This is a genomic window from Glutamicibacter sp. 363 (genome assembly GCF_052379505.1).
Taxonomy (GTDB): domain Bacteria; phylum Actinomycetota; class Actinomycetes; order Actinomycetales; family Micrococcaceae; genus Glutamicibacter.
Genome location: NZ_JBQSYR010000018.1, coordinates 1 through 26,435, shown reverse-complemented (window position 1 = coordinate 26,435; position 26,435 = coordinate 1). Strand labels below are relative to the sequence as shown.

Here is a 26,435-nt window from a genome sequence, read left to right as displayed (position 1 = left end):
CCGGTTTACACTTGATCAAAGCACACCGCCGAGGACCCCGAAAGCAAGTTGAAAATGTCCTACCCCCAGCGCACCGTCGAAGTAGTCACCACCGGCCTGGTCATCGATCAGTCTGCAACTCTGCTCTGGAACGACATCCGACGAGCATTCATTTACGAAACCGGCTCCGGCCATGAGACCCTCACTTGTGCCGAGTTCATGCTGACCGAGGGCTACAGCGTAGAGATCAACAGTCAGATGCCTGGCTGGGATTCGGCTATCGAGCACCTACCGCAACGCATCGAGAATCTGGTTGACGAGCGCTAAGTGACTCATTGACCCGAAGCATCTAGGGTCATAGGCTCGGTGGGGTAATCACCCGTCTCTGCTGGGAGCCCCGATGGCCGAGATCGTCTTATTTCACCACGTCCAAGGCCTCACCCCTGGTGTACGAGCCATGGCCGAAGAACTGGAAACTGCTGGCCACAAGGTACATACCCTCGATCTCTATGACGGCGCGCTGCCGGAATCCCTTGAGGCCGGACTGCAATTGGCAAACTCAATTGGTGAAGCTGAGATCAACCAGCAGGTCTCTGCCCTGCTCGATTCGCTACCCCAAAACTTGGTGTTTGCCGGCACCTCGTGGGGAGCCGCATTGGCCCAACGGTACGCCCAGCAACGTCCCGGAGCCTTGGCCGCCGTCTTCTTAGAATCATTCGTTGATCTGGATGCCGAATGGGGTTTCGGACCTTGGCCAGCCTCTGTGAAGGCCCAGATCCACGGCATGGACGCCGATCCGTTTTTTGCATCGGAAGGTGACCTGGCAGCCGCTCAAAAATTTGTTGCGGGGCCCGGAACCGGCCTCGCTGAACTCTACACCTACGCGGGAGATCAGCACCTCTTCACCGATAGCTCGCTTAGTTCCTGCGATCCGAAGGCACGGGCCCTGGTTATGGAACGCGTCCTTGGGTTCTTGGCAGCATGGGCATGATGGCACCTAGGCACTGGTTATCCACAGATCTTCTGAAGTAGCCCCAGACTTCTGAAGCTGCTTCTAGGCTAAGCGGACTGGCAACTTTCCACTCAGCTTCCAGGAGCACCCCATGGCCGTCAGCAAGAAACGTCATCAGCACACCCACCGCGAGCGGCGCCGTCAACGCGAACGCTGCGAAGTCCAGGAACGCGCAACTCATCGCCGACATCGCTTCACCGTTGCCGTCAATGATCTGTGCAATGCTGACGGGTACGACGAGGTCCGTGCCGCATTACGCCGGGTGCAGAAGATCGCCCCGGATAAGGAAGAGATGCTTACCAGCGTCCTGAACGCCGAACCAGGGGAACTCTTAGCCGGTCGTCGAGGCTGGAAATCTGTCACCAATAATCTCAACGACGTCGAAAGCGAGTTATGGATCTACACTCCAACCATCCCGAAGGATTGGGATGAATCCTCGGTCGACCAACCCACGACGCTCGTCGTTTGGGAATATGGCTGCTGCGAAATCGTTCCCGCCCTGCGCGGCGGAACACGTGCCCACAAAATCGTCTTCTACGACAATCCGTTCCGCCTCATTCGGGAATTCACGCAGATAGAGAGCTGGTAAAGACTCAGGCCGCCCCGGGCCTGATTCAACATGAAAAAGAACCGGGGTCCACTTGCCTGAGCAAGCGAACCCCGGTTCTTATGTGGTGCGCCCTGCGGGGGTCGAACCCGCGACCAATGGATTAAAAGTCCAGTGCTCTACCAACTGAGCTAAAGGCGCACGGCCGAAGCCAAAATCCATAATACCCGAAGTAGCGATTCATCCTTAATCGAGCCAATTTTCGTGGCGTTGCAAGGGGTCCATGGCCGGCCAGCGGCCGCTCTGGAACGCGCTACCGCAGGTAGTTGCAGGCCCCTCATAGTGTCGGTGAAGCATGCAATTCATTGTAGATATCGGGGCAAGCTTCCTCTCCGCCAGCACCCTCTCACGCTGAAAACCCTGCCGCCTTCCGCGAATAACCAGTTTTTTGTATGCGTCGTTTCACACCCAGCCCAATGGGGCGCCGTCCACCAAAGAGGAGTAGTCTCGAAGCCATGAAAGGTGCACGCGCAGGATCCAAAGTTGGCCAAGTCGCAGGGTTCAGACATCACAAGCCACGGCCCTTCGCTCCCATAGATTTCGACCCCTACGAAGGCGGCGCCGACCCGGCGCGCATCTCGGAAGCAGCTCATCTTTCGGCGCAGGCCTTCGTTCGCCGCGGAATCGCGAACGAGGACCCTGAGGTTTCGCAAAGGCTAATTCAAGTCGCCGAAACCGAAGGTCTAGAGGTTCTTGCCGAACTCTGGTCCGAAGCCCCTGCGAGGTCCCTGCCAGGAGCCTTGTGGCGCCTCTATGCCATCCGCGCGGCAACCATGAACAACGCTGAAACCATGTCTGCCCGGTTCCGTGCCGGATCCCATCGTGCCGAGGTGGAACGCCTGGTGGCCGGTGTTGCCGAACCGCCGACGGCCGAAGAACTTAAAAACATGGCAACTTCCATCCTTTCCGGAGCCTTCGACGGAGACTTTGCCCACGCGTTGGAGCGCACCGCGGCCTATTGCCGGGTTCTCGCGTTGGGAATGACCGAGCATGCAGACGCGGCAGATCTGGCGCATGAAACCCGCGGCTCGAAACTGACCGCCCGAGCCAAGTCGATGGCGAACACCGCAGAGGACTTGGAAGCCTGTGCCCGGCTCTGGCGGCAGGGCACGTTGGACTGATTGCCAATCATAAGCCTATAGGATTGATTTGAGATACTGACGGCGAGAAAAGGTAGGCATAGTGGGCGCGGAAGCCAATAATGCAGCTTCTGGAACCCTGCGATGGCTACTGATCCTCGTCGCTACCGCCCTTCTTTCGCAGACCACGCTGAACCTTGTACGCCCGGTCACCACATACAAGCTCATATCCCTGGACGCCGGTCCGGTCACGGTGGGGCTCGCCACCGCGGCATACGCCCTGTTGCCGATGGTCACCGCGGTGTGGCTGGGACGCTTCAGTTCACGCATCCCCAAAATTCGCTTTCTCATGCTCGCCGGAGCCGGGTTGATGGGGCTGGGGTCATTGGGCATTGCCGCAGCTCAGGGATACATCATGGTGGCCGTTGCCAGCGCGATACTGGGCATGGGGCATTTGATGTTCACCATTGGCGGGCAGTCCTCCATCGCCCGCTATTTTCCCGATGACCAGCTGGATAAGGGCTTCGGCTGGTTCACCGCCGCGTACTCGGCCGGCCAGTTCCTCGGACCGCTGATCGCAGGAATCATCCTCGGCACTTCCACGGTGGCCGACTCCCCCGAACGCATTGCCGATATCAATCTTTCGCTGTGGATCGGCGGCGCCTGCGCGTTGCTTGCCATTCCGCTCCTCCTGCCTAATCTGCAGCCGAGAATCAAGAAGGTTGCTGCCAGCTCCACGCCTGGGCCACAGGCTTCGATGGTTTCGATTCTCAAGGTCAAAGGCATGCCTTCGCATATGCTCGCCTCGCTGACATTGCTGTCGATCTTGGACATCCTCACCGCGTTCCTCCCCTTGGTGGCAGAAAAGCATGGCGTAACACCGGCCGCCGTGGGTGTCTTGCTGGCAATCCGAGGCAGCGCTTCGGTGGTCTCGCGGCTCTTCCTTCCCTGGATCTCACGCCACTTCAGCCGCAAGTCAATACTGCTCACCAGCCTGTATACGGCGGGCATAACCATCGCCCTTGCGCCCCTGTTCATCGATACGCTCTGGCTCGCCGGATTGGCGCTGCTGATCGGTGGGTTCTTCCTCGGCATGGGTCAACCGGTGACCATGACCATGGTGTCCACCTCCGTGCCCTCGCAGGACCGCGGGGGAGCACTCGCGGTCCGCCTGATGGGCAATCGTCTGGGCCAGGTGATCCTGCCGATGGCCGCCAGCACCGTGGCAGTCGGGGCGGGGCCGGCCGGGGCCATCTGGTTCTGCTGTGGCTTGCTGTGCCTCAGCGGCATCGAGAAATCACTGCGTAACTAACGTGAGAATGCGCACGCGGTTCCCCCTATGGTTGACAGCAAGCGCTTAGTGCGAGAAAACTAGTAGACGGTGCCGGGCCGCTGGTAACCCCGGGCTCCAAAATTCTGCCGCTTCGAGCGGCCTTCCGCCGAGAGGCGTTCCCGGCCCGGCATCACTTACGTTTCGAAGTTAACCTTTGCGACGTAAACTGTTCAGCGTTAGTACCAAAACTGTGACCTGAGACGAATGGTGCGCCGAACAACGTGAAGTTCCAAATCTTTCCTTCAGCATCGCGCGGCATTGAATTGCTGAGCGACTTGGCAAGCACCATCCGCAATTCGGTGGCCAGCGTTTCCGAAATGATCGGCAATCCCGAGGGACGTTCCGAGCAGCTCAAGGAGCTCGCCACGGCGGAAGCCCAAGCCTCGGATCTCTTGCACGCGTTGCTCACCCATCTGCGTACCAGCTACATCAGTCCGCTACCGCGCGAAGACATGTACATGTTTTCGCGGCTGCTGCACGAAACCATGGAGCAGCTACGCGGCATTGGCGAACTGATCAATACCTTGGGTTCCACACCGCTGTCGGAACGAGCCGCCGAGCAGCTGGAACTGATCTCTCAGCTCGCCGAGCTCGCCTCGAATTCCGTGCGAAGCCTGAATAAGCTTGATGATTTGGAAGACAACTGGCTGCAGATGATGCAGTACTCAAAGCGTGCGGCGCGTACTCACCTGGTTTGGATTGATGAAATCTCCAACTTTTCCAAAGCCTCCACAATTCACAAGCATCAGCGCGTAGCCGATCACTTGCTGCTCACCGCGAACACCCTGCGCCAGTTCTCCGATCACCTCGGCCGCGTGCTGGTCAAGGAATCCTAGAAAACTCATGGATTTGCTCCCCTTATTCACCACCATCGCCATCGTACTGACTCTGGGTTATGCGGTGCTCAACGGGTTCAGGGACTCCTCTACCGCCGTCGCGGCGGCCGTACGTACCCGTGCGCTGAGCCCGGCTATCGCGGTCGGTGCCGCCGCTTTGTTCGCCTTCATCGGCACCATGGCGACCACCACCTTCAGTACGGTGCTGATCAGCCGGTTGAACATGCAGCTGCCCGACGGCACCGTCGGGATGAAGTTGTTGATCGCAGCGCTCTTGGCCGCCGGGGCCTGGCTGCTGTTTTGCTGGTGGCGAGGCATACCGGTCTCCTCCACGCACGCTCTGATCTCCGCGTTGGTCGGTGCCGGTGCGGCGAACTCCTGGCTGGGCAATGAGTCGCTGGGGGGCGCGGTGGACCTCTTTACCCGCTCCGTACTGCTGCCACTGCTGGTCACCCCGCTCATCGCGTACACCGCCTCCTTCTTGCTGGTGGTCCCGGCAACCTGGCTGATGCGCCACGATACTTCCCGGGACGTCAATACCCGCTCCCGAGCGGGCCAGGCTATCGCGGCCTGCGCCGTGGCGCTGGGCCTCGGGCTGCAGGACGGCCAGCGTACCGCGGCAACGATCACCCTGGTGCTCATCACCGGCGGACATATGGATCCGGGACCGGTGGCCTTGGCCATTCAGCTGATCGCCGCTTCGGCGCTGTCTTTCGGGGTGCTCCTCGGCGGCTGGCGGATCACCTATACGCTCTCGCGCCGGCTGGTGAATTTTGATCCGCTGCGTGGCATGGTCGCCCAAGGCGTCGCCGCGACCATGCTCTACGTCGGCTCGATGCTGCTGCACCTGCCGCTGTCCACCACCCAGGCCGTCACCAGCTCTATTGTCGGCGCCGGCGCGAACCAGGCCTTCGAGTCGGTCGTCTGGTACCGGGTCGTGAAGGTCTACGGGCACTGGATCGCCACCCCGGCAATCTGCATACTTGCCGGGGCGATCCTGGCCCTTGCCATGGACCCGGTGGGCTAGCTATCCAAGGTCGGTCCGGGCTGCTCGGTATGCGGCACGAAGCGTACGCTCATCGCCTTGAAGCCAGGAGTATTGGACTCGCGGGCGACTAGTCCGCGGTGCACCAAAGCGTTGGCTTCCGGGAAGTAAGCCGCGGCACACCCCTTTGCCGTCGGATAGGACACCAGACGGAACCTGTTCGCCCGGCGTTCGGTGCCGGCGAAGGTCGAGATCACATCGACCAGCTCGCGGTCCTTGAACCCCATTTCGGCCAGGTCCTCCGGGTGAATGAGGATTACCCGACGCCCGTCCTTGATGCCACGGTACCGGTCATCCAGTCCGTAGAACGTGGTGTTGTACTGGTCATGGCTGCGCATGGTCTGCAAGATCAGGTGGCCTTCCGGGGCCTTGAGCGCCTCGAAAGGCGAGACCGTGAACCGGCCCTTGCCGATGTCGGTGGCGAAGGAGCGTGTATCGCGTGGCGCGTTGGGCAGCACGAACCCGTTGCGTTCGCGCACCCGCCGATTGAAGTCCTCGAATCCGGGCAGCACCCGAGCGATATGATCACGGATCACGTCATAGTCCTCGGCCATGCCCCGCCAGTTCACGACGTGGTCATCGCCCAGGATGGCCTGGGCCATGCGGGCCACGATCACCGGTTCGGACAGCAGATGCTCGGAGACCGGGGTGAGCCGGCCCTGGGTCGAGTGGATCACCGACATCGAGTCCTCCACGGAGAGGAACTGCGCACCCTTTGGGTGCTTATCGTCCTTGTCCGTGCGCCCCAGCGTCGGCAGGATCAGCGAGGTCTGCCCGTGCACCACGTGGGAACGGTTTGGCTTGGTGGAGATGTGCACCGTGAGCTTGGCACGCTGCATGCCCGCTTCGAGCAACTCGGTTTCCGAGTTCGCCAGGGCGAAGTTGCCGCCCATAGAGACGAACACGTCCACCTCGTCCTGCTCAAAGGCGTCCAAGGCCTCCGTGGAGTCGTAGCCATGGGCGCGTGGGGAGTCGATGCCGAATTCGGCATCCAGCGCCTCCAGGAGCTCTTCTGTGGGCTTCTCCCAGATCCCCATGGTGCGGTCGCCCTGCACATTCGAGTGGCCGCGTACCGGGCAAGCCCCGGCGCCGGGCTTGCCGAAGTTGCCTTGCAGCAGCAGCAGGTTGATGATTTCCTTCAGCGTCGGCACCGAATGCGGCTGCTGGGTCAGGCCCAGCGCCCAGCAGAAGATGGAGGCCTTGGAAGCAATGAGCAGTTCGGCGATCTCGGTGATCTGCGCACGGGTCAGGCCGGTGGCCTCTTCAGTGGCTTCCCAATCCAGTTCGGCGCGGGCGCTCTTGTAGGCTTCGAACCCGTCGGTCACCTCGGCGACGAACTTCTGGTCCACCACGGATCCCGGATTCTTCTCCTCCTCTGCGAGCAGGAGATGCCCGAAGGCCTGGAAGAGCGCCAGGTCTCCACCGACCTTGATCTGCAGGAAGTGCGTGCTGATTTCGCTCGGCTTGCCGAGCATGCCGCCCACGGTCTGCGGGTCTTTGAATCCAAAGAATCCGGCCTCGGGCAGCGGATTCACCGCAACGATCTTGGCCCCGCGTTTGCGTGCGTCGGCGAGCGCCGACAGCATCCGCGGGTGGTTGGTTCCCGGGTTCTGGCCGACCACGAAGATCAGTTCGGCGTGGTCGAAGTCTTCCAGCGAGACGGTGCCTTTGCCGATGCCGATGGTCGGATTCATGGCCGAGCCCGAGGACTCATGGCACATGTTCGAGCAGTCGGGCAGGTTGTTGGTGCCCAGCGAGCGGGCGAGCAACTGGTACATGAACGCCGTCTCATTTGCCGTGCGCCCCGAGGTGTAGAAGACACACTTCTCCGGGGTGCTGGCGTTGACGTGCTCACCGATGGTGCTGAAGGCTTCGGCCCAGCTAATCGGCTTGTAGTGGGTATCTCCGGCGCGGATGATCATCGGTGCGCTGATGCGCCCCTGCGAACCAAGCCAGTATTCTGTTTTTTCGCGCAATACGCTGATCGGGTGCTGTTCCCACCACTCCGGGGTGACGGTGCGGGCGCTGGCTTCCTCGGCAATGGCCTTGGCACCGTTCTCGCAGAATTCTGCCGGCTTGCGCGCCCCGGTAATCGATTCGGGCCAGGCGCAACCCGGACAGTCGAATCCACCGCGCTGGTTGATGCGCGCCATGGAAAGCAGGGTGCGGCTTACCCCTGCTTCGGCGAAGCCGCGTTGCAAGGAAACGGCGACGGCCTTGAGGCCGGCGGCGCTGCGCTTGGGGTCACCGACCTTGAGATCATCTTCATTGATGTCATCTTTGGGGGCTGGGAGATGCATGGTCTTCCTCCACTGAGCTACTGAGTGCCTAAAATGCGTTGGGCATGAGTGTATAAGTTGATGCTGTTCCCACGGGAGAATCCGGCCAGCGTTACGCCACATTCATCTGCCAGCTCTACGGCTAGCGAAGAAGGTGCGCTGACGGCACTGAGCACCGGGATTCCCGCCATGGCGGCTTTCTGCACTAATTCGAATGACGCGCGTCCGGAAACCTGCAGAATTGTATGGCTCAGCGGCAGGCGGTTATCACGCAGCGCCGCGCCGATGACCTTGTCCACCGCGTTGTGCCGCCCCACGTCTTCGCGCAGGATGAGCAGCTCACCGGTGGTGCTGAAAAGCCCCGCGGCGTGGACCCCGCCGGTGGAGCTGAAGAGCTTCTGGGAGTCGCGCAGGGTGTCCGGCATCGCCAACAGCACCGCGAGCTCCAGCCGCCCGGCTTCAGGATCGAGTTCGTAGCTGGATTTCTTGCGGACCTCGTCGATGGAGTTGGTTCCGCAGATGCCGCAGGCCGAGCTGGTCACCACGTTGCGGGCCGCGGACGGGTCAGGAGGCTGGGCGCCGAAGCCCAATTGGGCCTCGATGACGTTATAGGTTTGGTTGCCCTCATCGTCGGTGCCCATGCAGTAGCGCATGGCGGTCAGCTGCTCGGAGCGCGCAATGATTCCCTCGGCGTGCAGGAAGCCGGCGACCAAGTCGAAGTCGTCCCCTGGGGTGCGCATCGAGGTGGTGAATGCGGTGGATCCGAAGCGGATCTCCAATGGCTCTTCACCGGCGAGCTTTTCCTCGCGGACAAAGCTGCTACCGCCCAGCGTGGCGCGGATAATGCGCCGTCGCAGGATCTTGCGTCCCATTGCGGTATCTCTTTTCTTGCAAGTGCCCTGAGTCACATACCAACGTAACCTAAAATCTGCTTCCGGCGCATCCCCGTGACTTCATTTATTACTTGGCGTCCGGCCGGAAGAGGTCTTCGATCTTGCAGTCGAAGACCTCGGCGAGTTTGAACGCCAGCGGCAGGGACGGGTCATAGCGGCCCTTCTCCAGCGAAATGATCGTTTGCCTGGAGACTCCGAGCTCGTCGGCGAGCGCCTGCTGGGAGAAGCCACGCTCCAAGCGGCGTGCGGGCAAGGTGTTTTCCACTACCCCTCGACTCGCTTGATCAGCCAGTAGCGCACCGCGAAGTCCACCATGGCCAGCAAGACGACACCGGCTAATACCAACCCGATCGAGGCCTGGACCTGCAGGAAGGAAAACACCGCGCCACCCAGGCCGCAGACGAGCAGGAGGTCCTGGAAGACCCCGACCGCAGCCTTGTCGTACCACTGGGATTCCACCGATATCTCGGGATTCTTCGTGGCCCCGCGCAAGGTATCCCGGTCCAGCAGCAGCGCCCAGCAGGCCACCGAAAGCACCGGCAGCAGGCCGGCCATCATGACCAGGGCCGCCATTACGAAATTTTCCGGGAAGTTCAGTCTGGCGAAGAGCAGTCCCCCGCCGGCGGAGAGCAAGATCCCCACTAGCAGGCTGGTGATGATCAGCGCCGCCGAGCCGCCGCCGAAGCGCGATCGCCCCCACTTGGACTGGGCCACGGTTTTCGTATTCATCTCAACTCCTGGTTCAACCTCTCAGCACGTAAATCAAACTTTACAGTCAAGCGACCTTTACATCATTGCTTAAAAACCAGCGGCGCCTTGCTTTCGCATGGCGCCGCTGGCGGTGATCCCCTCCAGGATCCCCGGAAGACCCCCCTTCCGGTCCGTCTGCCGCCCCGTCGCAATAGGGGCGGCAGACGAAATCTTTATCCGAAGCGTCCGGAGACGTAATCCTCGGTGGCCTTCTGCTCCGGGTTGGAGAAGATAGCAGCGGTTTCGTTGTACTCGATGAGCTTGCCCGGCTTGCCGGTGCCCGCGATGTTGAAAAACGCGGTCCGATCCGAAACACGCGCGGCCTGCTGCATATTGTGGGTCACGATCACCACGGTGAATTCGCTCTTCAGCTCGTTGATCAAATCCTCGATAGCCAGCGTGGAGATCGGGTCCAGCGCCGAGCAAGGCTCATCCATCAAGATGACGTCGGGCTTCACCGCGATGGTGCGCGCGATACACAGGCGCTGCTGCTGGCCACCGGAAAGCCCGGAGCCTGGCTTGTCCAATCGATCCTTGACCTCGTTCCACAGGTTCGCGCCACGCAAGGACTTCTCAACCAGCGAATCCGCATCGGAGCGGGAGATCTTCTTGCCGTTCAGCTTCACTCCGGCCAGCACATTGTCCTTGATGGACATGGTGGGGAATGGGTTCGGACGCTGGAAGACCATGCCGATCTGGCTGCGCACGGTCACCGGGTCAACGCCTGGGCCGTAGAGGTCATCGCCGTCGAGCAGCACCTGGCCCTCGACGCGGCCGCCGGGGATGACCTCGTGCATGCGGTTCAGCGTGCGCAGGAAGGTGGACTTGCCGCAGCCCGAGGGGCCGATGAATGCGGTGACGGACTTTGGCTCGATGTTGATCGAGATGTCTTCAACCGCGAGGAACTTGGAGTAGTAGACGTTCAGATCATTGACGTCGATACGTTTTGCCATGGTGTAATCCTTGAAAATCTAGTGGGGTGAGTGCCGGAGCCTAGCGGCTCAACGGCCCTTCTTCGGGGCGAACAGCGAGGCGATCAATCGGGCACCGAGGTTCAGTGCCATCACCATCAGGATGAGCAGCAGGGCAGCGGCCCAGGCGCGCTGCACCGAAGGATCGATATTCGTCGGGCTGGTCGGAGTCAGGATCTGGTAGTAGATGAAGGTCGGCAGCGTGGACATCCAGTTTGCGAAGACGTTCATATTGATGCTGCTGGCAATGCCTGCGGTCACCAGGATCGGCGCGGTCTCGCCAATCACGCGGGCAATAGCCAGGGTGACGCCGGAGGCGATGCCGGAGATCGCGGTCGGGATCACTACCTTCAAGATGGTGCGCCAGCGGCGCACGCCCAGCGCGTAGGAAGCCTCGCGCAACTCGTTCGGAACGATCTTGAGCATTTCCTCGGTGGAACGCACCACCGTAGGGATCATCAGCACGCTGAGCGCTACGGCCGCGACGATGCCCATGCGGGCGTTCGGGCCTAGGATCAGTCCGAAGAACGCGGCGGCGAACAGGCCGGCAACGATCGAAGGGATACCGGTCATCACGTCGACGAAGAAGGTGATGGCCTTGGCCAGCACTCCGTTCTTCCCGTATTCGACGAGGTAGACCGCGGTGAGCATGCCCACCGGCACCGAGATGACGGTAGCCCACAAGGTAATCATCAGCGTGCCCAGCAGCGCGTGGTAGGCACCGCCGATAACCGGCGCGCCGTCCGCTACGCTCTGGTTGTCCACCGCACCGGTGACCCCGTTCATGGAGCTGAACAGGAAGTGCGAGTTCATCCCCGGCAATCCCTTTTCCAGCACCGTATAGAGCACCGAGGCGAGCGGGATCAGCGCCAGCAGGAAGGCCCCGTAGATCAAGTAGGTCCACATGGCGTTCCGGCCCTGGCGCCTGCCCTCGACCACCGAGGTGATCACCGTACCGGCGATCACGAAGAGCACCGCCGAGTAGATCGCGAAGGTTGCCACGCTGAAGCCGGTCAGCGTGGAGAACGCGGCACCGATGATGATCGCGCCGGCCGCGGTGGCGGGCACCGCCCAGCGCGGCAGCTTTCCCTTGGAAAGCGAATTGCGCTTGCGGCTCGGCGGGGTCGGCTGGGCCGCTTGGGTGTTAGTAGTCATGACACTCATCAGTTAGCTCCCGAGAATTCCTTGTGCCGGGCGATGATGCCACGGGCGATCATGTTCACGATCAGCGTGATCATGAACAGAACCAGGCCGGCGGCGATCAGCTCGGCCAGACGCAACCCGAAAGCCTCGGGGAAGTTCAACGCGATTTCTGCCGCGATCGTCTGGTTGCCGGTCTTGATCAGCGATGGGATCAGGTTGCCGGTGGAGAGCACCAGTGCTACCGCCATGGTTTCACCCAGCGCGCGCCCCAGGCCCAGCATGACCGCGGAGATGATTCCCGGACGGGCGAAGGGGATCACCGCGGTGGTGATCATTTCCCAGCGGGTGGCGCCCAAAGCCAGGGCCGCCTCCTCGTGGAGCTTCGGGGTCTGCAAGAAGATTTCGCGGCTCAGCGAGGTGATGATCGGCAAGACCATGACCGCCAGCACGATGCCTGCGGTGAGCATGGTCTTACCGGTCTGCGAGGCAGGACCGGCGAAAATCGGGATGAAGCCCAGGTTCGTAGCCAGCCATTCGAAGGCCGGAACAAGCGCCGGGGCGAGCACCATATAACCCCAGGCGCCGTAGATCACCGAAGGGATCGCGGCCAGCAGGTCGATGACGTAGCCCAGCGGGCCGGCGACCTTGCGCGGGGCGAAGTGCGAGATGAACAGGGCCACGCCGATACCGACGGGAGTGGCGATAAGAATTGCGATCGCCGAGGCGATCACGGTGCCGATAACAATCGGCCAGATGTAGGCGAAGAAGCCTTCCCCGCCGGAAATGTCGGCCGGATCGGCGACAAACGTCGGCAGGGCCTGAATGAGCAAGAAGATCGCAACGGCGAACAGCGTGACTAGGATCAGCACCCCGGCGGCTAATGCCGTTCCGGAGAAGATCTTGTCGCCCGCTTGACCCGAGGTCGATGACTTGCTTTTCAAAGCATTGGTAGTCATGGCAGGAGCCTTTACAAGGGAGGGGGTTACGACTGCGAGGTCGTGGGGTGGAGGGGGTTGCGTGGGCGAATCACTTCGATCCGCCCACGCGGTGCTGCGTTGTTACTACTTGGCGACGGTGATTGCGTCCAACGACTTAGCGGCCTTCTCGGCGATTGCCGCCGAGATTGGCGCGTTGCCCGCCGAGTCCTGAGCGGTCTTCTGGCCGTCTTCCGAGATCACGTAGTTGCCAAAGGCCTTTACCAGGTCAACTGTAGCCTGATCTTCGTAGGTGGTGCAGAAGATGTGGTACGAAAGCAGCACGATTGGGTAGGTGCCGGCTTCGGTGGTGTCGCGCTCCAGGTCCAGCGCCAGATCGATCTCGGCTGCGCCTTCGACTGGGGTCGCGGTCTCCAGCGCCTTGGCTGCCGCCTCGGCCGAGATCTTGGTGTATTCCTCGCCGACCTTCACGTTTACGGTGGACAGGTTGCCTACCGCGGAGAAGTCGGCGTAGGTGATGGCGCCATTGGTGGAGGTGGTGGTCGAAACCACGCCGGAGGTGCCCTTGGCGTTCTCCGACTGGATGTCGCTTGGCCAGTCACCGGAAACGTCGTAGTCCCAGACATCGCCGGCAGCGGCGGAGAGGTACTCGACGAAGTTCTCGGTGGTGCCGGATTCGTCGTTGCGGTGCACCACGGTGATGGCGGTGTCCGGAAGTTCAACGTCCGGGTTCTGGCTGGCGATAGCCTCATCATTCCACTTGGTGATTTCCTTCTTGAACACCTTGGCGATGGTTGCCGAATCCATGTTGATCTCTTCGACGCCCTCCAGGTTGAAGGCAATCGCGATCGGGGAGACGTAGGCAGGGATGTTGAATGCGCCCTCGGGACCGCAAACTTCCTTGGCCTTGTCTGCCTCATCGGCCTTCAGGTAGGCATCCGAGCCGGCGAACTGCGCGCCGCCTGCGAGGAATGCTTCGCGGCCCGCGCCGGAGCCATCTGGCGAGTACTGCACGTTGGCGTCTGCATTCTCAGCCTTGAAGCCGGTGATCCAGGCTTCCATGGCCGAGTTCTGGCTGGAAGCGCCAATGCCGGTCAGCGTGCCGGTGACGCCGGCTGCCGCCGAGCTGTCTGCACCTTCCGAGCCAGCGGCTGCGGTTGGGTTGTCGGATCCGCAGGCGGTCAGCGCGAGCGCGGCGACGGAAAGGACTGCAGCTGCGCTGCCAAAACGATTGAGCTTCACGAGTATAACTCCCCATTTATCGATGATCTAAGTAGAACCAGCAGCGGACATCTGCCACGCTTCGTATACGACGTTAAACGCCCGAGGTAACCAGCTGACCCGGCGAAGGTGAACAAAAGGTTAACAACCTTTCGAACGCACCGTGAGCTCGCTCACGGCCGCAATAACCTCGTAGCCAGTGCGCCACGTCACGGCGGCTCGTGGAACACTAGTCACATGCCCCAAGCACGAATTCCGCAACGCGTGAGCAAGTTCCTGGCCCAACGCAACCGTTCCGGGCTGGTGCGCGCGCGCAATTCCTTGCCGCGCATCCTGCGCATGACCCTGGGGGCAATCGGCGCGTTCTGGATCGCCTCGGCGATCTGGGGGCACACGGACCCCATCTTCGCCGCCACCAGCGCGCTGATCTCGCTGGGCTTCGGGGCCGCCACCACCACCCGGCGCACCGCCGAGGTGGCCCTGGGCTGCACGCTCGGCGTGGCGCTGGGCGATGGGCTCATGCACTGGTGGGGGCAGGGCATCTGGCAGGCCGCGGCGGTCATGTCGCTGTCCTTGGTTGTTGCCCGCTACCTGGATTCGGGAGCGATCTTCTCCACCCAGCTGGGCATGCAATCCGCCCTGGTGGTATTGCTGCCGATCAGCGCGGACGGGCCCTTCGCCAGATCATTCGACGCCATGACCGGTTCTGTGCTGGCGCTGCTGATCATCGTGCTATGGCCCAGCGATCCGCGGCGCACCCCGATCGGCGCCCTGTCGGATCTGCTCAAAGAACTCTCCGAGGCAATGATCGAATGCTCCTGGGCGGTGCGGGACGACGATCACCGCTCGGCCTTCCACGCCCTGATCAAGGCGCGCGCCACGCAACGCCACGTCGAAAAGCTTCCCTCGGCCTTCCGCGTGGCCAAGGAAATCGCCACCCTGTCCCCCACGGCGCGCAGGCACCGGCACGAACTTGCCCGGCTCGCCTTGCGGCTGGAGCACTACGACCGTGCCGCACGCAATAGCCGCGTCTTCGCCCGCCGCCTGGCTTCGGTGCTCAGCAACGGCGCGCTGACCGCCGAGGGGGCGCAGAATGTGGCACCGCTGCTGCGCGATGTGTCCGAGGCGGTCAACACCATGGCCCATTCGGTGCGCGAACCCACCGTGGCGGGGCAGCGAAAATTCGAGAAGGCCGCGCGCCACCAGCTCGAAGCCGTGGCAGCCCAGCTTGACCCGCGGGAGCTGGGCGTCGAGGGGCTCCAAGGCGAAGGGCTGGTGCTGCTCCTGCGTCCGCTGGTCGTCGACCTCCTGCAGGCCGCCGGCCGCGATCACCAAGAAGCCGTCGGGCCGCTGCCCCGCCTGAGCTGAATTGTCCGCCGGCCTCGATAGCATTGGTACATGGCCAAGACCTCGACACGCAGCAAGTCTTCAGCAAGCTATAAATGCGCCGAATGCGGCTGGACGACGATCAAATGGGTCGGCCGTTGCGGCGAATGCCAGGCCTGGGGTTCGGTGGAGGAAGTCGGCGCGGTAACCGCTCGCACCGCCCCGGCGGCGAAGGTCGCAAACCTTGCCCAGCCCATCTCGGAAATTGACGGTTCCGCGGCGGCTTTCCGCAGCAGCGGCGTCTCCGAACTGGACCGGGTGCTTGGCGGCGGCTTGGTGCCCGCCGCGGCGATCCTGCTCGCCGGCGAGCCCGGAGTGGGCAAATCCACGCTGCTCCTCGACGTCGCGGCGAAGGCCGCCCAGACCGGGCTTCGCGTGCTCTATCTAACCGGCGAAGAATCCGCGGCGCAGGTGAAATCCCGCGCCGAGCGCATCAACGCCATCGCGGACAATCTCTACCTGGCGGCCGAAACTGACCTGTCCTTGGCCCTCGGGCAGATCCGCGAGATCGACCCGCAGCTGCTGGTTTTGGACTCGGTGCAGACCTTCTCCTCGGCCGAGATCGATGGTTCCGCCGGCGGCGTTTCGCAGGTGCGTGAGGTTGCCGCCTCCATCATCAACGCGGCAAAGACCCGCGCGATGACCACCATCATGGTCGGGCATGTGACCAAGGAAGGCTCGGTAGCCGGCCCCCGCCTGCTCGAGCACCTGGTGGACGTGGTCTGCCAATTCGACGGGGAGAAGCATTCCCGGCTGCGCATCCTGCGCGCGCTGAAAAACCGCTACGGCGCTACCGACGAGGTGGGCTGCTTCGACTTGAATGAAGATGGCATCCAATCGCTGACCGACCCGTCGAAACTCTTCGTAACGCGAACCCGCAATCCGGTGCCCGGCACCTGCATCACGGTGACCTTGGAGGGCCGGCGCCCACTGGTCGCCGAGGTGCAGACGCTGCTTTCGCGCTCAACCGCACCGGCCCCGCGCCGCGCGACCAGCGGCCTGGATCCGGCCCGTGCGCAGATGGTGCTCGCGGTCCTCCAAGCGCGTGCCCGCATGGATCTGTCCTCCATGGATTCCTATATCGCCACCGTCGGCGGAGTGAAAATCTCCGAACCGGCTGCCGATCTCTCCTGCGCCCTGGCGATCGCTTCCTCGATGAACGAATTCCCGCTCCCGCAGGACTTCGTCGCCTTCGGCGAGGTGGGCCTGGCCGGTGAGGTCCGCCAGGTTCCGGAGATCTCCCGCCGCATCACCGAGGCGGCCCGCTTGGGGTTCTCCTTCGCCATGGCTCCGGCCACCCCCGAGCCGCTGAAAAACATTCCGGCAGGCATCCGCGTCTTCCAGGTCGAGTCGATCGCCGAGGCCCTGGATGTCGCCTTTACCCAAAGGCAGAACTCCACGCGATAAAATGGGGGTTGCTGCCCGCTGAAAGGACGCACGGTGAAACTGCACCCCACCCCCGCATTGCTCTCCACCCTGGCCCGCATCGCCCCGGGAACCGAACTTGCCGAAGGTCTCGAACGCATCCAGCGCGGACGCACCGGAGCGCTGATAGTCCTCGGCCACGACCGGGTGGTCGAGTCCATCTGCTCCGGCGGTTTCCGCATCAATACCGAATACGCCCCGACCCGGATCCGCGAACTGGCGAAAATGGACGGGGCGATCATTCTTGACGCAACCGGCAAGCAGCTGCTCCAAGCCGGCGTGCAGCTGATGCCGGACGCGGTGATCGAAACCCAGGAGTCGGGCACCAGGCACCGTACGGCCGAGCGGGTGGCGATGCAGACAGGTTTCCCGGTGATTTCGGTGTCCCAGTCGATGCACACCATCACCCTCTATGCCGCCGGCGAGCGCTACGTGCTGGAAACCAGCGGGCGGCTGCTGGCTCGCGGCAATCAGGCGGTGGCCACCCTGGAACGCTATCGGCACCGCCTGGATCAGGTGACCAGCGCCCTGTCGGCAGCCGAAATCGAGGACGTTGCCACGGTGCGCGAGGTGCTTGCGGTGTTGCAGCGCACCGAGATGCTGCGGCGCACCAGCGAAGAGATCTCCCGCCACGTGCTCGAACTCGGTGTGGATGGCCGCTTGCTGGCAGCTCAGCATGCCGAGCTGCTCGCCGGGATCCAGACCGACAACCAGCTGATCCTGCGTGATTACTCCAACGCCGAGGGCGCGGAGCTGGATATCGATGCGGCGCTTGAAAAGCTGCATGAGATTTCCGATTCGCAGTTGATCGAGCTGGAGGCGCTGACCAAGATCCTGTTCCCGCACGCGACGGTGAGCCAAGATGACCAGCTCACCCCGAAGGGCTACCGGCTGCTCTCGCAAATCCGCACGGTGCCCAAGGCTATCGGCGAGCGCTTGGTAGCCGCCTTCGACAACCTGCAGCATCTCATGGCCGCTTCGACCACGTCCTTGATGGAAATCGAAGGGGTTGGCGAACAGCGTGCACGGTCGATCCGCGAGGGGCTGGCCCGCATGGCCGAATCCTCGCTGCTGGACCGCTACATTTAGTCCAGTTGGAAGGTGACGGGCTCCGAGTTGTTTTCGCCCAAGGCCGCGGTGAACTTGTAGGTTCCAGGTCGGGGCTGCACGTTGACCGACTTGCAGCCCGGGGCCGAACGCTGCCGGGACCAGGAGAAGCGCGCAGATTCTTTCTGCCCCGGCTTCATCATGAGCTGTACGTCTTCGCCGTCGGTGAGGCAATCGACCGTGGAGAAGATCCGATCGTTGCCGCTGGTAATCAAAAATTCCTGCTGCGTGGTGCCCACGTTCAGCTCGCACTCACGCTTGGAGGTATTCTCGATCCCGAGGATGAGCACAGGCTGCCTGTCGGTGGCGTAGGAACCGGCATCCGTCTGCGCGGTGATTTCGATCTCTTCCACCGTGCATTTTCCGTCCGAGCTCGGTTCGGCTGATTCGCTGGGGCTTGCCGAGTTGGTCGGCGCGGCTTGCGGATCGCCAGCTCCTGCCGGACTGGCCCCGAGGATTCCGGCCAGCGCAACGGCGCCCCACACCAGCAAACCGACAATAGCCAGCGCGATCGCGACCACGGCAATGCGCCGTCGGCGATATACGCTCGCCGCCGATTTTGCCCCCGATGCATTGCTCATAGCTTAAGGCTAGTTCATCTCTGGCCCGCAGCGCGGTAATGCGAGCCGATTCCGCACCGTGAATCGGCTCGCTTAGAGTGGAGTACGTGCAAGAAATCCACCGCCTTATCAATGACTGGTACTCCGCCAACGCCCGCGACCTTCCTTGGCGACGCCCCGGAGTCACCGGGTGGGCCGTCATGGTCAGTGAATTTATGCTGCAGCAAACCCCCGTAGTACGAGTGCAGCCCGTCTGGGAAGAGTGGATGCGCCGCTGGCCGCGGCCCCAAGATCTTGCCGCGGAGCCACTATCCGAGGCGCTCAAAGCCTGGGGGCGCCTAGGCTACCCGCGCCGGGCCATGCGCTTGCATGCGGCGGCCATCGAAATTACCACCGAATACAACGGCATCGTCCCCGAAACCGAAGAGCGGCTGCGGACCCTGCCGGGGGTGGGCGAGTACACCGCCGCGGCGATCGCCTGCTTCGCCTACGGGCAGCGCACCGTGGTGGTGGACACGAACATTCGCCGGGTGCACGCCCGGCTCTTCGGCGCGATGGCCCTGCCCGAACCGAACCCGCGGGCCAGCGAGTTCGCCCGCGCCCGGCAGGTGCAGCCCGAAGACACCGAAACCGCGAACCGTTGGAACATCTCGGTAATGGAACTCGGCGCGCTGATCTGCACCGCCCGCTCCCCTAAATGCGAGACTTGCCCGGTTTTCGAGCACTGCGCGTGGATCAAGGCCGGACAGCCGGCCCCGCACTATGCCCCCAAGGGGCAAGCCTGGAAGGGTACCGACCGGCAGGTTCGCGGGGCAATCATGGCGATCCTGCGCGAACACGAAGAACCCGTGCAGCGCGAAACTTTCCTAGCCGACCTCGCACGCCAGGAGCACGCCAAGTACGTTGCGCTAGGCAAACTCGAATCCCCGCTTGAGCAGCGCGAACGTGCGCTAGCCGGGCTGCTGCACGACGGGCTGGCGATTGACGATGCAGCCGGGGTGCGGCTGCCAAGCTGAGCCGGTGCGCACCGCATCTCGCATTTAGCGCCCGGCCAACTTATGCTGTGCCTATGAAAGGTTCAGCCGACGCAGTTCACGCCGCCCGCATGGCGGCCGATCACCCCTGGTTTGAGCGCGCCGCGCGCCTGGGCTACGCCGCGAACGGCCTGCTGCATGGGGTCCTTGGCATCCTCGCGGTCCTCTTGGCCGCCGGCGGGTCGGCGGAAGCCGACCAGAGCGGTGCGCTGCAGGCGCTTGCCGCGCAACCCTTTGGCGAAGTGCTGCTGTGGGTCTGCGCCGCCGGGGCCCTGCTGCTGGGATTCTGGCATCTCGGGCAGGCTTTATTCGAACAGGAGAAGCTTTTTGGCCGACTCAAATATGTGGCTACGGGTCTGGTTTTCATCGTGGTCGGCGGCACCTTTGGCCGCTACGCGCTCGGCGGCAGGAGCGACTCCGGGCAAACGGCAAGCAGCTTCAGCGCCGAACTGATGGGCCATCCCGCTCGGGCGGATCGCGCTGATCGCCTTGGGCTTGGCCCTGATCGCCATGGCCGGCTACTACGCCTACAAGGGTGCGACCCGAAAGTTCTTGGCCGATCTCTCGGCCTCCGGCGGAACCGTGTTCTCCCCCGCCATCAGGATCAGCGGAACCATCGGCTATGTGGCCAAGGGGCTGGTACTTGCAGCCCTCGGCTTGCTGTTCATCAGCTCAACGATCCAGCAGGACCCCGAAGAGGCCACCGGTGTGGACGGAGCATTGAAAGCGATCCGTGAGCAAAGCTTCGGAGCACCAATCCTCACGACGATCGGCGTGGGCCTGCTGGCTTACGCCCTCTACCTTTTCTTCCGCGCGCGTTTTGACTCGATGGACTAGAAGGCCAAGATCATTCGAGTGTTGCCCAGCGTATTCGGCTTCACGCGGGCCAGATCCAGGAATTCCGCGACGCCTTCATCCCGTGAGTGCAAGAGTTCCTGATACACCTCATGGTCTACCGCCGACTGGTCCTCCATGACGGTGAACCCGTGACGTTCGAAGAAGGCCACCTCGAAGGTCAGGCAGAAGACCCGTGAAACTCCGACGGCCTTGGCCCGGCGCAGCAATTCCTCGATGAGCGCATGCCCCACCCCCTGCCCGCGGTACCGGGCACCGGTGGCGAGGGTGCGGATCTCGGCGATATCCTCCCAGATCACATGCAGGCCGCCGCAGCCGGCTACCTCCCCGCCTGCGTCTTCGGCGATCACGAACTCCTGAATGGACTCGTAATAGGTCACCGACTCCTTATCCAGCAGAATCCGGTCTACCGCCAAGGGCCGAACAAGATCCCTGATTTTGGCAACATCGCTGGTACGGGCTGAACGGACGGTAAAAGTATTCACCTGCCAAATACTATTCGCGCGGTCAACGTCACCCAAGCATTCACGTCTTTTTTGTGACACATCAGCTAGGCAATATGCAACACTAAGGACGGACAAGTTCAAATCAAGGAGCATCATGCAACGGCATATGGCCAAACCCGGAGCCGGCCTGCTGCTGGTACTCCTCGCGGCGGTGGGCATTGCACCGCTGTTCACCTACGGGTTGAGCGCGACCAGTGACCTTGTCATCCGCGACCTGCAAATCAGTGAGGCGCAGTTCGGCTTGCTGGCTACCGTGTGCTTCGGTTGCGCAGCCGTCGGCAACGCCGCTTTCAGCTCCTTCGCGGACCGGCAAAAAGACACCACCCTATTCATCATCATCTTCGGCCTGGCCGCGGCCGCGCTGGCGCTCGTTGCGCTTCCCGGCGGCTATGCGGTACTCCTGATCGCGGCCATGCTCGCCGGGTTCGCCCAGTCATTCCCGAATGGGGTGACCAATCGGGTGCTGGTCCAACGCGTGCCAGTTGCCCAGCGCATCACCTGGACCGGGGTCAAGCAATCCGGGGTGCAGGTGAGCCAGCTGGTAGGCAGCCTGGGATTCCCGCTGTTGGCAGCTTGGGTGGGTTGGCGCGGTGCCTCGCTCGCCGGAGCGGTGCTGGCAGGGGTGCTCGGTGTGCTCGCGGTGAAGCTGGTCAACGCCACCGCCATGCTGCCGGCCGCCCCGAGCATCAAGCGGGAGAACTCGGCAACCGCTACCGGCCCGTCCACCCGTTTTATCGTCGTCACGCTGACCGTCTTCGGCTTCATCAACGGCTTGGGGGTGCAGGCGACCAACGTGTACCTTCCGCTCTTTGCGGTGCGCGAGTTGGACTTTTCATTGCTGCTTGGCGGCCTGACCGCCGCAGTGGCCGGCGCCTTCGGAGTCAGCGCCCGCATCGGCTGGGGCGCGCTGATGGCACGCGGGGTCTCCGCGCCGAAGCTGCTGCTCACCCTGGCGTTGCTGGCTACCAGCGGAGGGGTGACCTTCTGGCAGGCTCAGGTGCAGGACTCGGCGTGGCTGCTGTGGCTGGCGGTGATCCTGCACGGTGCGGCGGCGCTGGGCGTCTCGGTGGTGCTGATGGCGGCTTTGCTTCGCACCGTGCCTGCGGCGTCGCTGGGCAGCTCCACCGGCATCGTCTCGGCCGGGCAATTCGCCGGCTTCACCTTTGGCCCGCTGCTGATGGGCGCGCTGATCTCTTCGCCTGGCGGATTCACCGCCGGGTGGATTGCGGTCACCGGAATTTACCTGTGCTGCGTGCTCTTGGGGCTCTACCTGGTCTTCCGAAAGCGCGCCTAAATGGATTTGCAGACGCTCGCCCACCTGCGCAGGGCCCGTGACCTGATGGACCGCAGATATGCCGACCCCTTGGACGTGCCGGCCATGGCATCTCGTGCGCTGATGTCCCCCGCGCATTTCTCCCGCGAGTTCAAGCGCGCCTATGGCGAAACGCCGTATTCCTACCTGCTGACCCGACGTATTGAGCGGGCCATGCACCTGCTGCGCGCCGGGGTGTCGGTGACGGATGCCTGCATGCAGGTCGGCTGGAGCTCGCTGGGTTCCTTCAGCAGCCGTTTCACCGAGGTGGTTGGGCAGTCCCCTTCGGCCTATCGCGAGCGCGAGCATTCGGCGACGGAAGAGATTCCCGCCTGCATTGCCAAGATCCTGCTGCGTCCACCGCGATTCTGAGCAGTTTTGAAGAAGCCGGGCGGAAATCCCGCCGCTAGGCTGAAATCATGACAAATATTAGTGTGCAGTATGTTCCCGTGACGGTTCTCGACGTTGATGAGGCCCTGGTTTTCTACCGTGACGCGCTCGGTTTAGCGGTAGCCTCCGACGTGGCTCACGGCGGGTTCCGCTGGGTATCCCTCGCCGTTTCGGGTCAGCCCGGGCTGAACTTGGTGCTTTCCGCTCCGGGCGCGGGGCGCTCCGCAGAAGACGCCGCTGCCCTCGGGGAGCTTATCGCCAAGGGTGCGCTGGGCGGTTTGGTGCTTTCGGTTCCCGACGTGGATTCGCTCTTCGAATCGCTGAGCGCCAGCGGTGCGGAGGTATTGCAAGAGCCCGTGGACCAGCCGTGGGGGCCACGGGATTGCGCCTTCCGCGATCCCTCGGGCAATATGGTTCGCATCAATCAGGTTACCTAGGAGAAAAGCATGCCGGATACAGACCAGTCGGGATTCAGCGCCGCCGAGAAGGCCGCAATCAAGGAACGCGCGGCGGAGGTAAAGGCGCCGAAGAAGCGCATGACCAAAGCCGAGAAGCAGGAGCAGGCGCGCAAGGATCTTGAAGCGAAGATCGACTCCTTCGAAGGTACGGATAAGGAACTGGCCCAGCGCCTGCACGAGCTCATCATCGTCAACGCGCCGCAGTTGGAGCCAAAGCTCTGGTATGGCATGCCCGCCTACGCGCTCGATGGCAAGGTGCTGTGCTTCATTCAGGATGCGAAGAAGTTCGAGGCCCGCTACCTGACCTTCGGATTCAACGATGTGGCGATGCTCGATGAGGGGACGCTGTGGCCCACCTCGTTCGCGATCACCGGGTTGAACGACCAGCAGGCCGCGATGCTCGCCGAGCTGGTGACGAAGGCCGTCGGAAACTAATTAAAAAGCACCGCGGGTGCGGCTTCCGGATTTCTCCGAAAGCCGCACCCGCAGTGCTTTATGCTTCGCCTTAGCTTTCCAGCGCTGCCGGTGCCGGCTCGCCTTCCAGCTGGCCGTTGCCGCCCTCGGCGTGGAAGGTGAACTTGCGTGTCTCCGCCTCGCCTTCGACGTCTACGGTGATCTTCTGGCCGGTGACGATCTGCCCGAAGAGGATTCGCTCGGAGAGCTGGTCCTCGATATCGCGCTGGATCGTGCGGCGCAGCGGGCGTGCGCCCATTGCAGGATCGTAACCGCGCTCGGCGAGCAGGCTGCGTGCGGCCTGCGTCAGCTCGATGGTCATGCCGCGGTCGTCCAAGCGCTTGGACAGGCGTGCGATGAATAGATCAACGATCTCTTCGATCTCATCCTGGCTCAGCTGCGGGAAGACCACGGTGTCATCAACACGGTTCAGGAATTCCGGGCGGAAATGCTGGCGCAGCTCCTCCTGGACCTTGGCCTGCATCCGCTCGTAACCGGTCTTGGTGTCCGAGGCGGACTGGAAACCAGTCATCACACCCTTGGAGATGTCGCGGGTACCAAGGTTGGTGGTCATGATGATGATGGTGTTCTTGAAGTCCACCACACGACCCTGGGAGTCGGTCAGTCGGCCGTCTTCCAGAATCTGCAGCAAGGAGTTGAACAGGTCCGCGTGGGCCTTCTCCACCTCGTCGAAGAGCACAACGGCGAATGGACGACGGCGCACCTTCTCGGTCAGCTGTCCGCCCTCTTCGTAACCGACGTAGCCCGGAGGGGCACCGAACAGTCGCGACACGGTGTGCTTCTCGGAGTACTCGGACATGTCCAAGGTGATCAGCGCGTCTTCCTCACCGAAGAGGAATTCGGCCAGCGCCTTGGCCAGCTCGGTCTTACCTACACCGGTCGGGCCGGCGAAGATGAACGAGCCGCCGGGGCGGTTCGGATCCTTCAACCCTGCGCGGGTACGGCGGATCGCCTGGCTGATCGACTTGATCGCCGAGTCCTGGCCGACGACACGCTTGTGCAGCTCTTCTTCCATGTTCATCAGGCGCGTGGACTCTTCCTCGGTCAGCTTCACTACCGGAATACCGGTCGAGTTAGCTAGCACCTCGGCAATAAGATCCTCGGTGACCTCGGAGATTTCATCCAGGTCGCCGTTGCGCCAGGACTTTTCCTTCTCGTTTCGGGCCTCGATGAGCTTGGACTCCTTGTCGCGCAGCGAAGCGGCACCTTCGAAGTCCTGCGCATCAATCGCAGCTTCCTTCTCCAGTCGCACGGTGGCGATTTCCTCGTCCATTTCCTTCAGCGCCGGCGGGGCGGTCATGCGCTGGATACGCAATCGTGCACCCGCCTCGTCGATCAGGTCAACGGCCTTATCCGGAAGGAATCGGTCCGAGATGTAGCGGTGCGCCAACGTGGCGGCAGCCTGCAGGGCGCCGTCGGTGATGGACACGCGGTGGTGCGCCTCATAGCGGTCACGCAGGCCGCGCAGGATCTGCGTGGTCAGCTCGACCGAAGGCTCCTTGACCTGGATCGGCTGGAAACGGCGCTCAAGCGCCGCGTCCTTCTCGATATTCTTGCGGTACTCATCCAGCGTGGTGGCGCCAACGGTCTGCAGCTCGCCGCGGGCCAGCATCGGCTTCAGGATCGAGGCCGCGTCGATTGCGCCTTCGGCGGCACCGGCACCCACCAAGGTGTGGATCTCGTCGATGAACAAGATGATGTCACCGCGGGTGCGGATCTCCTTGAGCACCTTCTTCAGGCGTTCTTCGAAGTCACCACGGTAACGCGAGCCGGCCACCAGCGAACCGAGGTCCAAGGTGTACAGCTGCTTGTCCTTGATGGTCTCCGGCACGTCGCCACGCACGATTGCCTGGGCCAAGCCCTCGACAACCGCGGTCTTGCCGACACCAGGTTCACCGATCAAGACCGGGTTGTTCTTAGTACGGCGCGAGAGGACCTGCATAACGCGTTCCATCTCGTGCTCGCGACCGATCACCGGGTCCAGCTTGCCCTCGCGGGCGGCTGCGGTGAGGTTGCGGCCGAACTGATCCAGCACTGCCGAGCCGGCAGGAGTTCCCTCCTGCTGGCCACTGGAGCTGACACCAGCCGAGGCGGTGTCCTTGCTTCCCTGATAACCCGAGAGCAGCTGGATGACCTGCTGGCGTACGCGACCGAGGTCGGCACCCAACTTCACCAGCACTTGGGCTGCGACGCCCTCGCCCTCGCGGATCAGGCCGAGCAGGATGTGCTCGGTTCCAATGTAGTTATGCCCCAGCTGCAACGCTTCACGCAGCGAGAGCTCCAAAACTTTTTTGGCGCGTGGAGTGAAGGGGATGTGACCGGAAGGTGCCTGCTGGCCCTTTCCGATAATCTCCTGCACCTGCTCACGCACGGCACCCAACGAAATATTCAGCGATTCGAGCGCCTTGGCGGCGACCCCATCACCTTCGTGGATAAGACCGAGCAGCAGGTGCTCGGTGCCGATGTAGTTGTGGTTGAGCATGCGCGCCTCTTCTTGGGCGAGCACGACAACTCGACGGGCACGGTCGGTAAATCTCTCAAACATCTTCGGCACACTCCTTGCTTACCAATAATTCGATGCTACGCACCGCGGGGCCACAATGCGCCCTTGTTCGCCATAGGGATAACCCGCAGGGCTAGATGACGGTTTATTCGAATGGCAAACCAATATCTGTCAGACAAATTTTATCGTCAATTTACTTGTTCTATCTTCAAGCAAATGATTTTGATTGGTGCACCAATCAAAATCTTCGTAATCTAGTCGTGATACAGGCAAAGGGCCGGAGTACCTTTCGATACTCCGACCCTTTGCAGAGACTAACCCGGGTATTTCATGAAGGCCGGT

The 26,435-nt window shown here is 62.5% G+C and carries 28 protein-coding genes, 1 tRNA gene and 1 pseudogene; 17 read left to right on the top strand and 13 right to left on the bottom strand.

All coding sequences use genetic code 11. The annotated features are described in order from the left end of the window. Positions 1 to 54: 54 nt before the first annotated feature. From ACT3UA_RS12190 to ACT3UA_RS12180, 3 genes are all read left to right on the top strand, one after another. On the top strand, positions 55 to 306 hold the full coding sequence (locus ACT3UA_RS12190; protein WP_105569833.1) for a hypothetical protein: 252 nt from the start codon (positions 55 to 57) through the stop codon (positions 304 to 306). 73 nt (positions 307 to 379) lie between these two features. Further along, on the top strand, positions 380 to 970 hold the full coding sequence (locus ACT3UA_RS12185; protein ID WP_444616671.1) for a dienelactone hydrolase family protein: 591 nt from the start codon (positions 380 to 382) through the stop codon (positions 968 to 970). Between the two features lie 112 nt (positions 971 to 1,082). Beyond that, a complete protein-coding gene (locus ACT3UA_RS12180; protein WP_096285945.1) occupies positions 1,083 to 1,580 on the top strand; it encodes a hypothetical protein in 498 nt (165 codons plus the stop codon). Positions 1,581 to 1,663: 83 nt separating this feature from the next. Here the strand turns inward: ACT3UA_RS12180 and ACT3UA_RS12175 are convergent. After that, positions 1,664 to 1,739: transfer RNA gene (locus ACT3UA_RS12175), tRNA-Lys, on the bottom strand. Positions 1,740 to 2,053: 314 nt separating this feature from the next. On the opposite strand from ACT3UA_RS12175, the gene ACT3UA_RS12170 reads away from it, so the two are divergent. The 4 genes from ACT3UA_RS12170 (at position 2,054) to ACT3UA_RS12155 (ending at position 5,873) form a co-directional block, all read left to right on the top strand. Further along, positions 2,054 to 2,719, top strand: coding sequence for a hypothetical protein (locus ACT3UA_RS12170; RefSeq protein ID WP_096285947.1), 666 nt, complete (start codon positions 2,054 to 2,056; stop codon positions 2,717 to 2,719). A gap of 61 nt (positions 2,720 to 2,780) precedes the next feature. After that, positions 2,781 to 3,989: an MFS transporter gene (locus ACT3UA_RS12165; protein ID WP_444616668.1), complete on the top strand. Its 1,209-nt coding sequence runs from the start codon at positions 2,781 to 2,783 to the stop codon at positions 3,987 to 3,989. A 242-nt stretch (positions 3,990 to 4,231) separates the two neighbouring features. Then, positions 4,232 to 4,846 (top strand): DUF47 family protein, encoded by a 615-nt coding sequence (locus ACT3UA_RS12160; RefSeq protein WP_096285949.1) that lies wholly within the window; start codon positions 4,232 to 4,234, stop codon positions 4,844 to 4,846. Positions 4,847 to 4,853: 7 nt separating this feature from the next. After that, positions 4,854 to 5,873 carry an anion permease gene (locus tag ACT3UA_RS12155; protein WP_444616666.1) on the top strand — a complete coding sequence of 340 codons (1,020 nt, stop codon included), beginning with the start codon at positions 4,854 to 4,856 and terminating at the stop codon, positions 5,871 to 5,873. On the opposite strand, the gene ACT3UA_RS12150 is transcribed toward ACT3UA_RS12155, so the two are convergent. The 8 genes from ACT3UA_RS12150 to pstS all read right to left on the bottom strand — a co-directional run bounded on the left by ACT3UA_RS12150 (position 5,870) and on the right by pstS (position 14,104). After that, positions 5,870 to 8,191: an FdhF/YdeP family oxidoreductase gene (locus ACT3UA_RS12150; RefSeq protein WP_096285953.1), complete on the bottom strand. Its 2,322-nt coding sequence runs from the start codon at positions 8,189 to 8,191 to the stop codon at positions 5,870 to 5,872. The two genes, ACT3UA_RS12155 and ACT3UA_RS12150, sit on opposite strands and share 4 nt — an antisense overlap. 17 nt (positions 8,192 to 8,208) lie before the next feature. Continuing rightward, on the bottom strand, positions 8,209 to 9,042 hold the full coding sequence (gene fdhD, locus ACT3UA_RS12145; protein WP_105553647.1) for a formate dehydrogenase accessory sulfurtransferase FdhD: 834 nt from the start codon (positions 9,040 to 9,042) through the stop codon (positions 8,209 to 8,211). Between the two features lie 88 nt (positions 9,043 to 9,130). Continuing rightward, a complete protein-coding gene (locus tag ACT3UA_RS12140; RefSeq protein ID WP_096285957.1) occupies positions 9,131 to 9,328 on the bottom strand; it encodes a helix-turn-helix transcriptional regulator in 198 nt (65 codons plus the stop codon). Further along, positions 9,328 to 9,792 carry a hypothetical protein gene (locus ACT3UA_RS12135; protein ID WP_096285959.1) on the bottom strand — a complete coding sequence of 155 codons (465 nt, stop codon included), beginning with the start codon at positions 9,790 to 9,792 and terminating at the stop codon, positions 9,328 to 9,330. Before ACT3UA_RS12135 ends, ACT3UA_RS12140 begins: the two co-directional genes overlap by 1 nt. 194 nt (positions 9,793 to 9,986) lie before the next feature. Then, positions 9,987 to 10,766, bottom strand: coding sequence for a phosphate ABC transporter ATP-binding protein PstB (gene pstB, locus ACT3UA_RS12130; RefSeq protein WP_444616662.1), 780 nt, complete (start codon positions 10,764 to 10,766; stop codon positions 9,987 to 9,989). Between the two features lie 48 nt (positions 10,767 to 10,814). Beyond that, positions 10,815 to 11,948, bottom strand: coding sequence for a phosphate ABC transporter permease PstA (pstA, locus tag ACT3UA_RS12125; protein ID WP_444616660.1), 1,134 nt, complete (start codon positions 11,946 to 11,948; stop codon positions 10,815 to 10,817). After that, on the bottom strand, positions 11,948 to 12,883 hold the full coding sequence (gene pstC / locus ACT3UA_RS12120) for a phosphate ABC transporter permease subunit PstC (RefSeq protein ID WP_444616658.1): 936 nt from the start codon (positions 12,881 to 12,883) through the stop codon (positions 11,948 to 11,950). Before pstC ends, pstA begins: the two co-directional genes overlap by 1 nt. A gap of 105 nt (positions 12,884 to 12,988) precedes the next feature. Further along, entirely contained in the window at positions 12,989 to 14,104 is a 1,116-nt protein-coding gene (gene pstS / locus ACT3UA_RS12115; RefSeq protein ID WP_444616656.1) for a phosphate ABC transporter substrate-binding protein PstS, read from the bottom strand. Between the two features lie 216 nt (positions 14,105 to 14,320). On the opposite strand from pstS, the gene ACT3UA_RS12110 reads away from it, so the two are divergent. The 3 genes from ACT3UA_RS12110 to disA are packed head-to-tail and all read left to right on the top strand — an operon-like array spanning position 14,321 to position 17,983. Then, the gene (locus tag ACT3UA_RS12110; RefSeq protein WP_096285967.1) at positions 14,321 to 15,451 is read left to right on the top strand and encodes an FUSC family protein; all 1,131 of its coding nucleotides are present in this window, start codon (positions 14,321 to 14,323) and stop codon (positions 15,449 to 15,451) included. 30 nt (positions 15,452 to 15,481) lie between these two features. Then, positions 15,482 to 16,876 (top strand): DNA repair protein RadA, encoded by a 1,395-nt coding sequence (gene radA, locus ACT3UA_RS12105; RefSeq protein WP_096285969.1) that lies wholly within the window; start codon positions 15,482 to 15,484, stop codon positions 16,874 to 16,876. Positions 16,877 to 16,909: 33 nt separating this feature from the next. Beyond that, positions 16,910 to 17,983: a DNA integrity scanning diadenylate cyclase DisA gene (disA, locus tag ACT3UA_RS12100; protein ID WP_105553650.1), complete on the top strand. Its 1,074-nt coding sequence runs from the start codon at positions 16,910 to 16,912 to the stop codon at positions 17,981 to 17,983. Here the strand turns inward: disA and ACT3UA_RS12095 are convergent. Further along, positions 17,980 to 18,582 (bottom strand): hypothetical protein, encoded by a 603-nt coding sequence (locus tag ACT3UA_RS12095; protein ID WP_444616653.1) that lies wholly within the window; start codon positions 18,580 to 18,582, stop codon positions 17,980 to 17,982. The two genes, disA and ACT3UA_RS12095, sit on opposite strands and share 4 nt — an antisense overlap. Positions 18,583 to 18,668: 86 nt before the next feature. Here ACT3UA_RS12095 and ACT3UA_RS12090 point away from each other — a divergent pair, with 86 nt between their 5' ends. Then, entirely contained in the window at positions 18,669 to 19,577 is a 909-nt protein-coding gene (locus ACT3UA_RS12090; protein ID WP_096286059.1) for an A/G-specific adenine glycosylase, read from the top strand. Positions 19,578 to 19,630: 53 nt separating this feature from the next. Further along, positions 19,631 to 19,846: pseudogene (locus tag ACT3UA_RS12085) on the top strand (DUF1206 domain-containing protein); the annotation flags it as partial. A 54-nt stretch (positions 19,847 to 19,900) separates the two neighbouring features. Here ACT3UA_RS12085 and ACT3UA_RS12080 read toward each other — a convergent pair. Beyond that, positions 19,901 to 20,107 carry a hypothetical protein gene (locus ACT3UA_RS12080; protein ID WP_444616748.1) on the bottom strand — a complete coding sequence of 69 codons (207 nt, stop codon included), beginning with the start codon at positions 20,105 to 20,107 and terminating at the stop codon, positions 19,901 to 19,903. Here ACT3UA_RS12080 and ACT3UA_RS12075 point away from each other — a divergent pair. Then, positions 20,106 to 20,432, top strand: a complete 327-nt coding sequence (locus ACT3UA_RS12075) for a DUF1206 domain-containing protein (RefSeq protein WP_444616650.1) — start codon at positions 20,106 to 20,108, stop codon at positions 20,430 to 20,432. The two genes, ACT3UA_RS12080 and ACT3UA_RS12075, sit on opposite strands and share 2 nt — an antisense overlap. On the opposite strand, the gene ACT3UA_RS12070 is transcribed toward ACT3UA_RS12075, so the two are convergent. Then, positions 20,429 to 20,935 carry an amino-acid N-acetyltransferase gene (locus ACT3UA_RS12070; protein ID WP_255248426.1) on the bottom strand — a complete coding sequence of 169 codons (507 nt, stop codon included), beginning with the start codon at positions 20,933 to 20,935 and terminating at the stop codon, positions 20,429 to 20,431. The two genes, ACT3UA_RS12075 and ACT3UA_RS12070, sit on opposite strands and share 4 nt — an antisense overlap. Before the next feature lie 115 nt (positions 20,936 to 21,050). Between ACT3UA_RS12070 and ACT3UA_RS12065 the strand changes: the two genes are divergently transcribed. From ACT3UA_RS12065 to ACT3UA_RS12050, 4 genes are read left to right on the top strand one after another with little or no spacing between them, the layout of a single operon-like run. Further along, a complete protein-coding gene (locus tag ACT3UA_RS12065) occupies positions 21,051 to 22,250 on the top strand; it encodes an MFS transporter (protein WP_176484164.1) in 1,200 nt (399 codons plus the stop codon). Next, positions 22,251 to 22,640 (top strand): helix-turn-helix domain-containing protein, encoded by a 390-nt coding sequence (locus ACT3UA_RS12060; RefSeq protein ID WP_096285977.1) that lies wholly within the window; start codon positions 22,251 to 22,253, stop codon positions 22,638 to 22,640. 47 nt (positions 22,641 to 22,687) lie between these two features. After that, positions 22,688 to 23,095, top strand: a complete 408-nt coding sequence (locus ACT3UA_RS12055; protein WP_096285979.1) for a VOC family protein — start codon at positions 22,688 to 22,690, stop codon at positions 23,093 to 23,095. A 9-nt stretch (positions 23,096 to 23,104) separates the two neighbouring features. Further along, positions 23,105 to 23,551, top strand: coding sequence for an iron chaperone (locus ACT3UA_RS12050; protein WP_444616647.1), 447 nt, complete (start codon positions 23,105 to 23,107; stop codon positions 23,549 to 23,551). Positions 23,552 to 23,621: 70 nt separating this feature from the next. On the opposite strand, the gene ACT3UA_RS12045 is transcribed toward ACT3UA_RS12050, so the two are convergent. After that, a complete protein-coding gene (locus ACT3UA_RS12045; RefSeq protein ID WP_096285982.1) occupies positions 23,622 to 26,135 on the bottom strand; it encodes an ATP-dependent Clp protease ATP-binding subunit in 2,514 nt (837 codons plus the stop codon). Positions 26,136 to 26,435 lie beyond the last annotated feature (300 nt).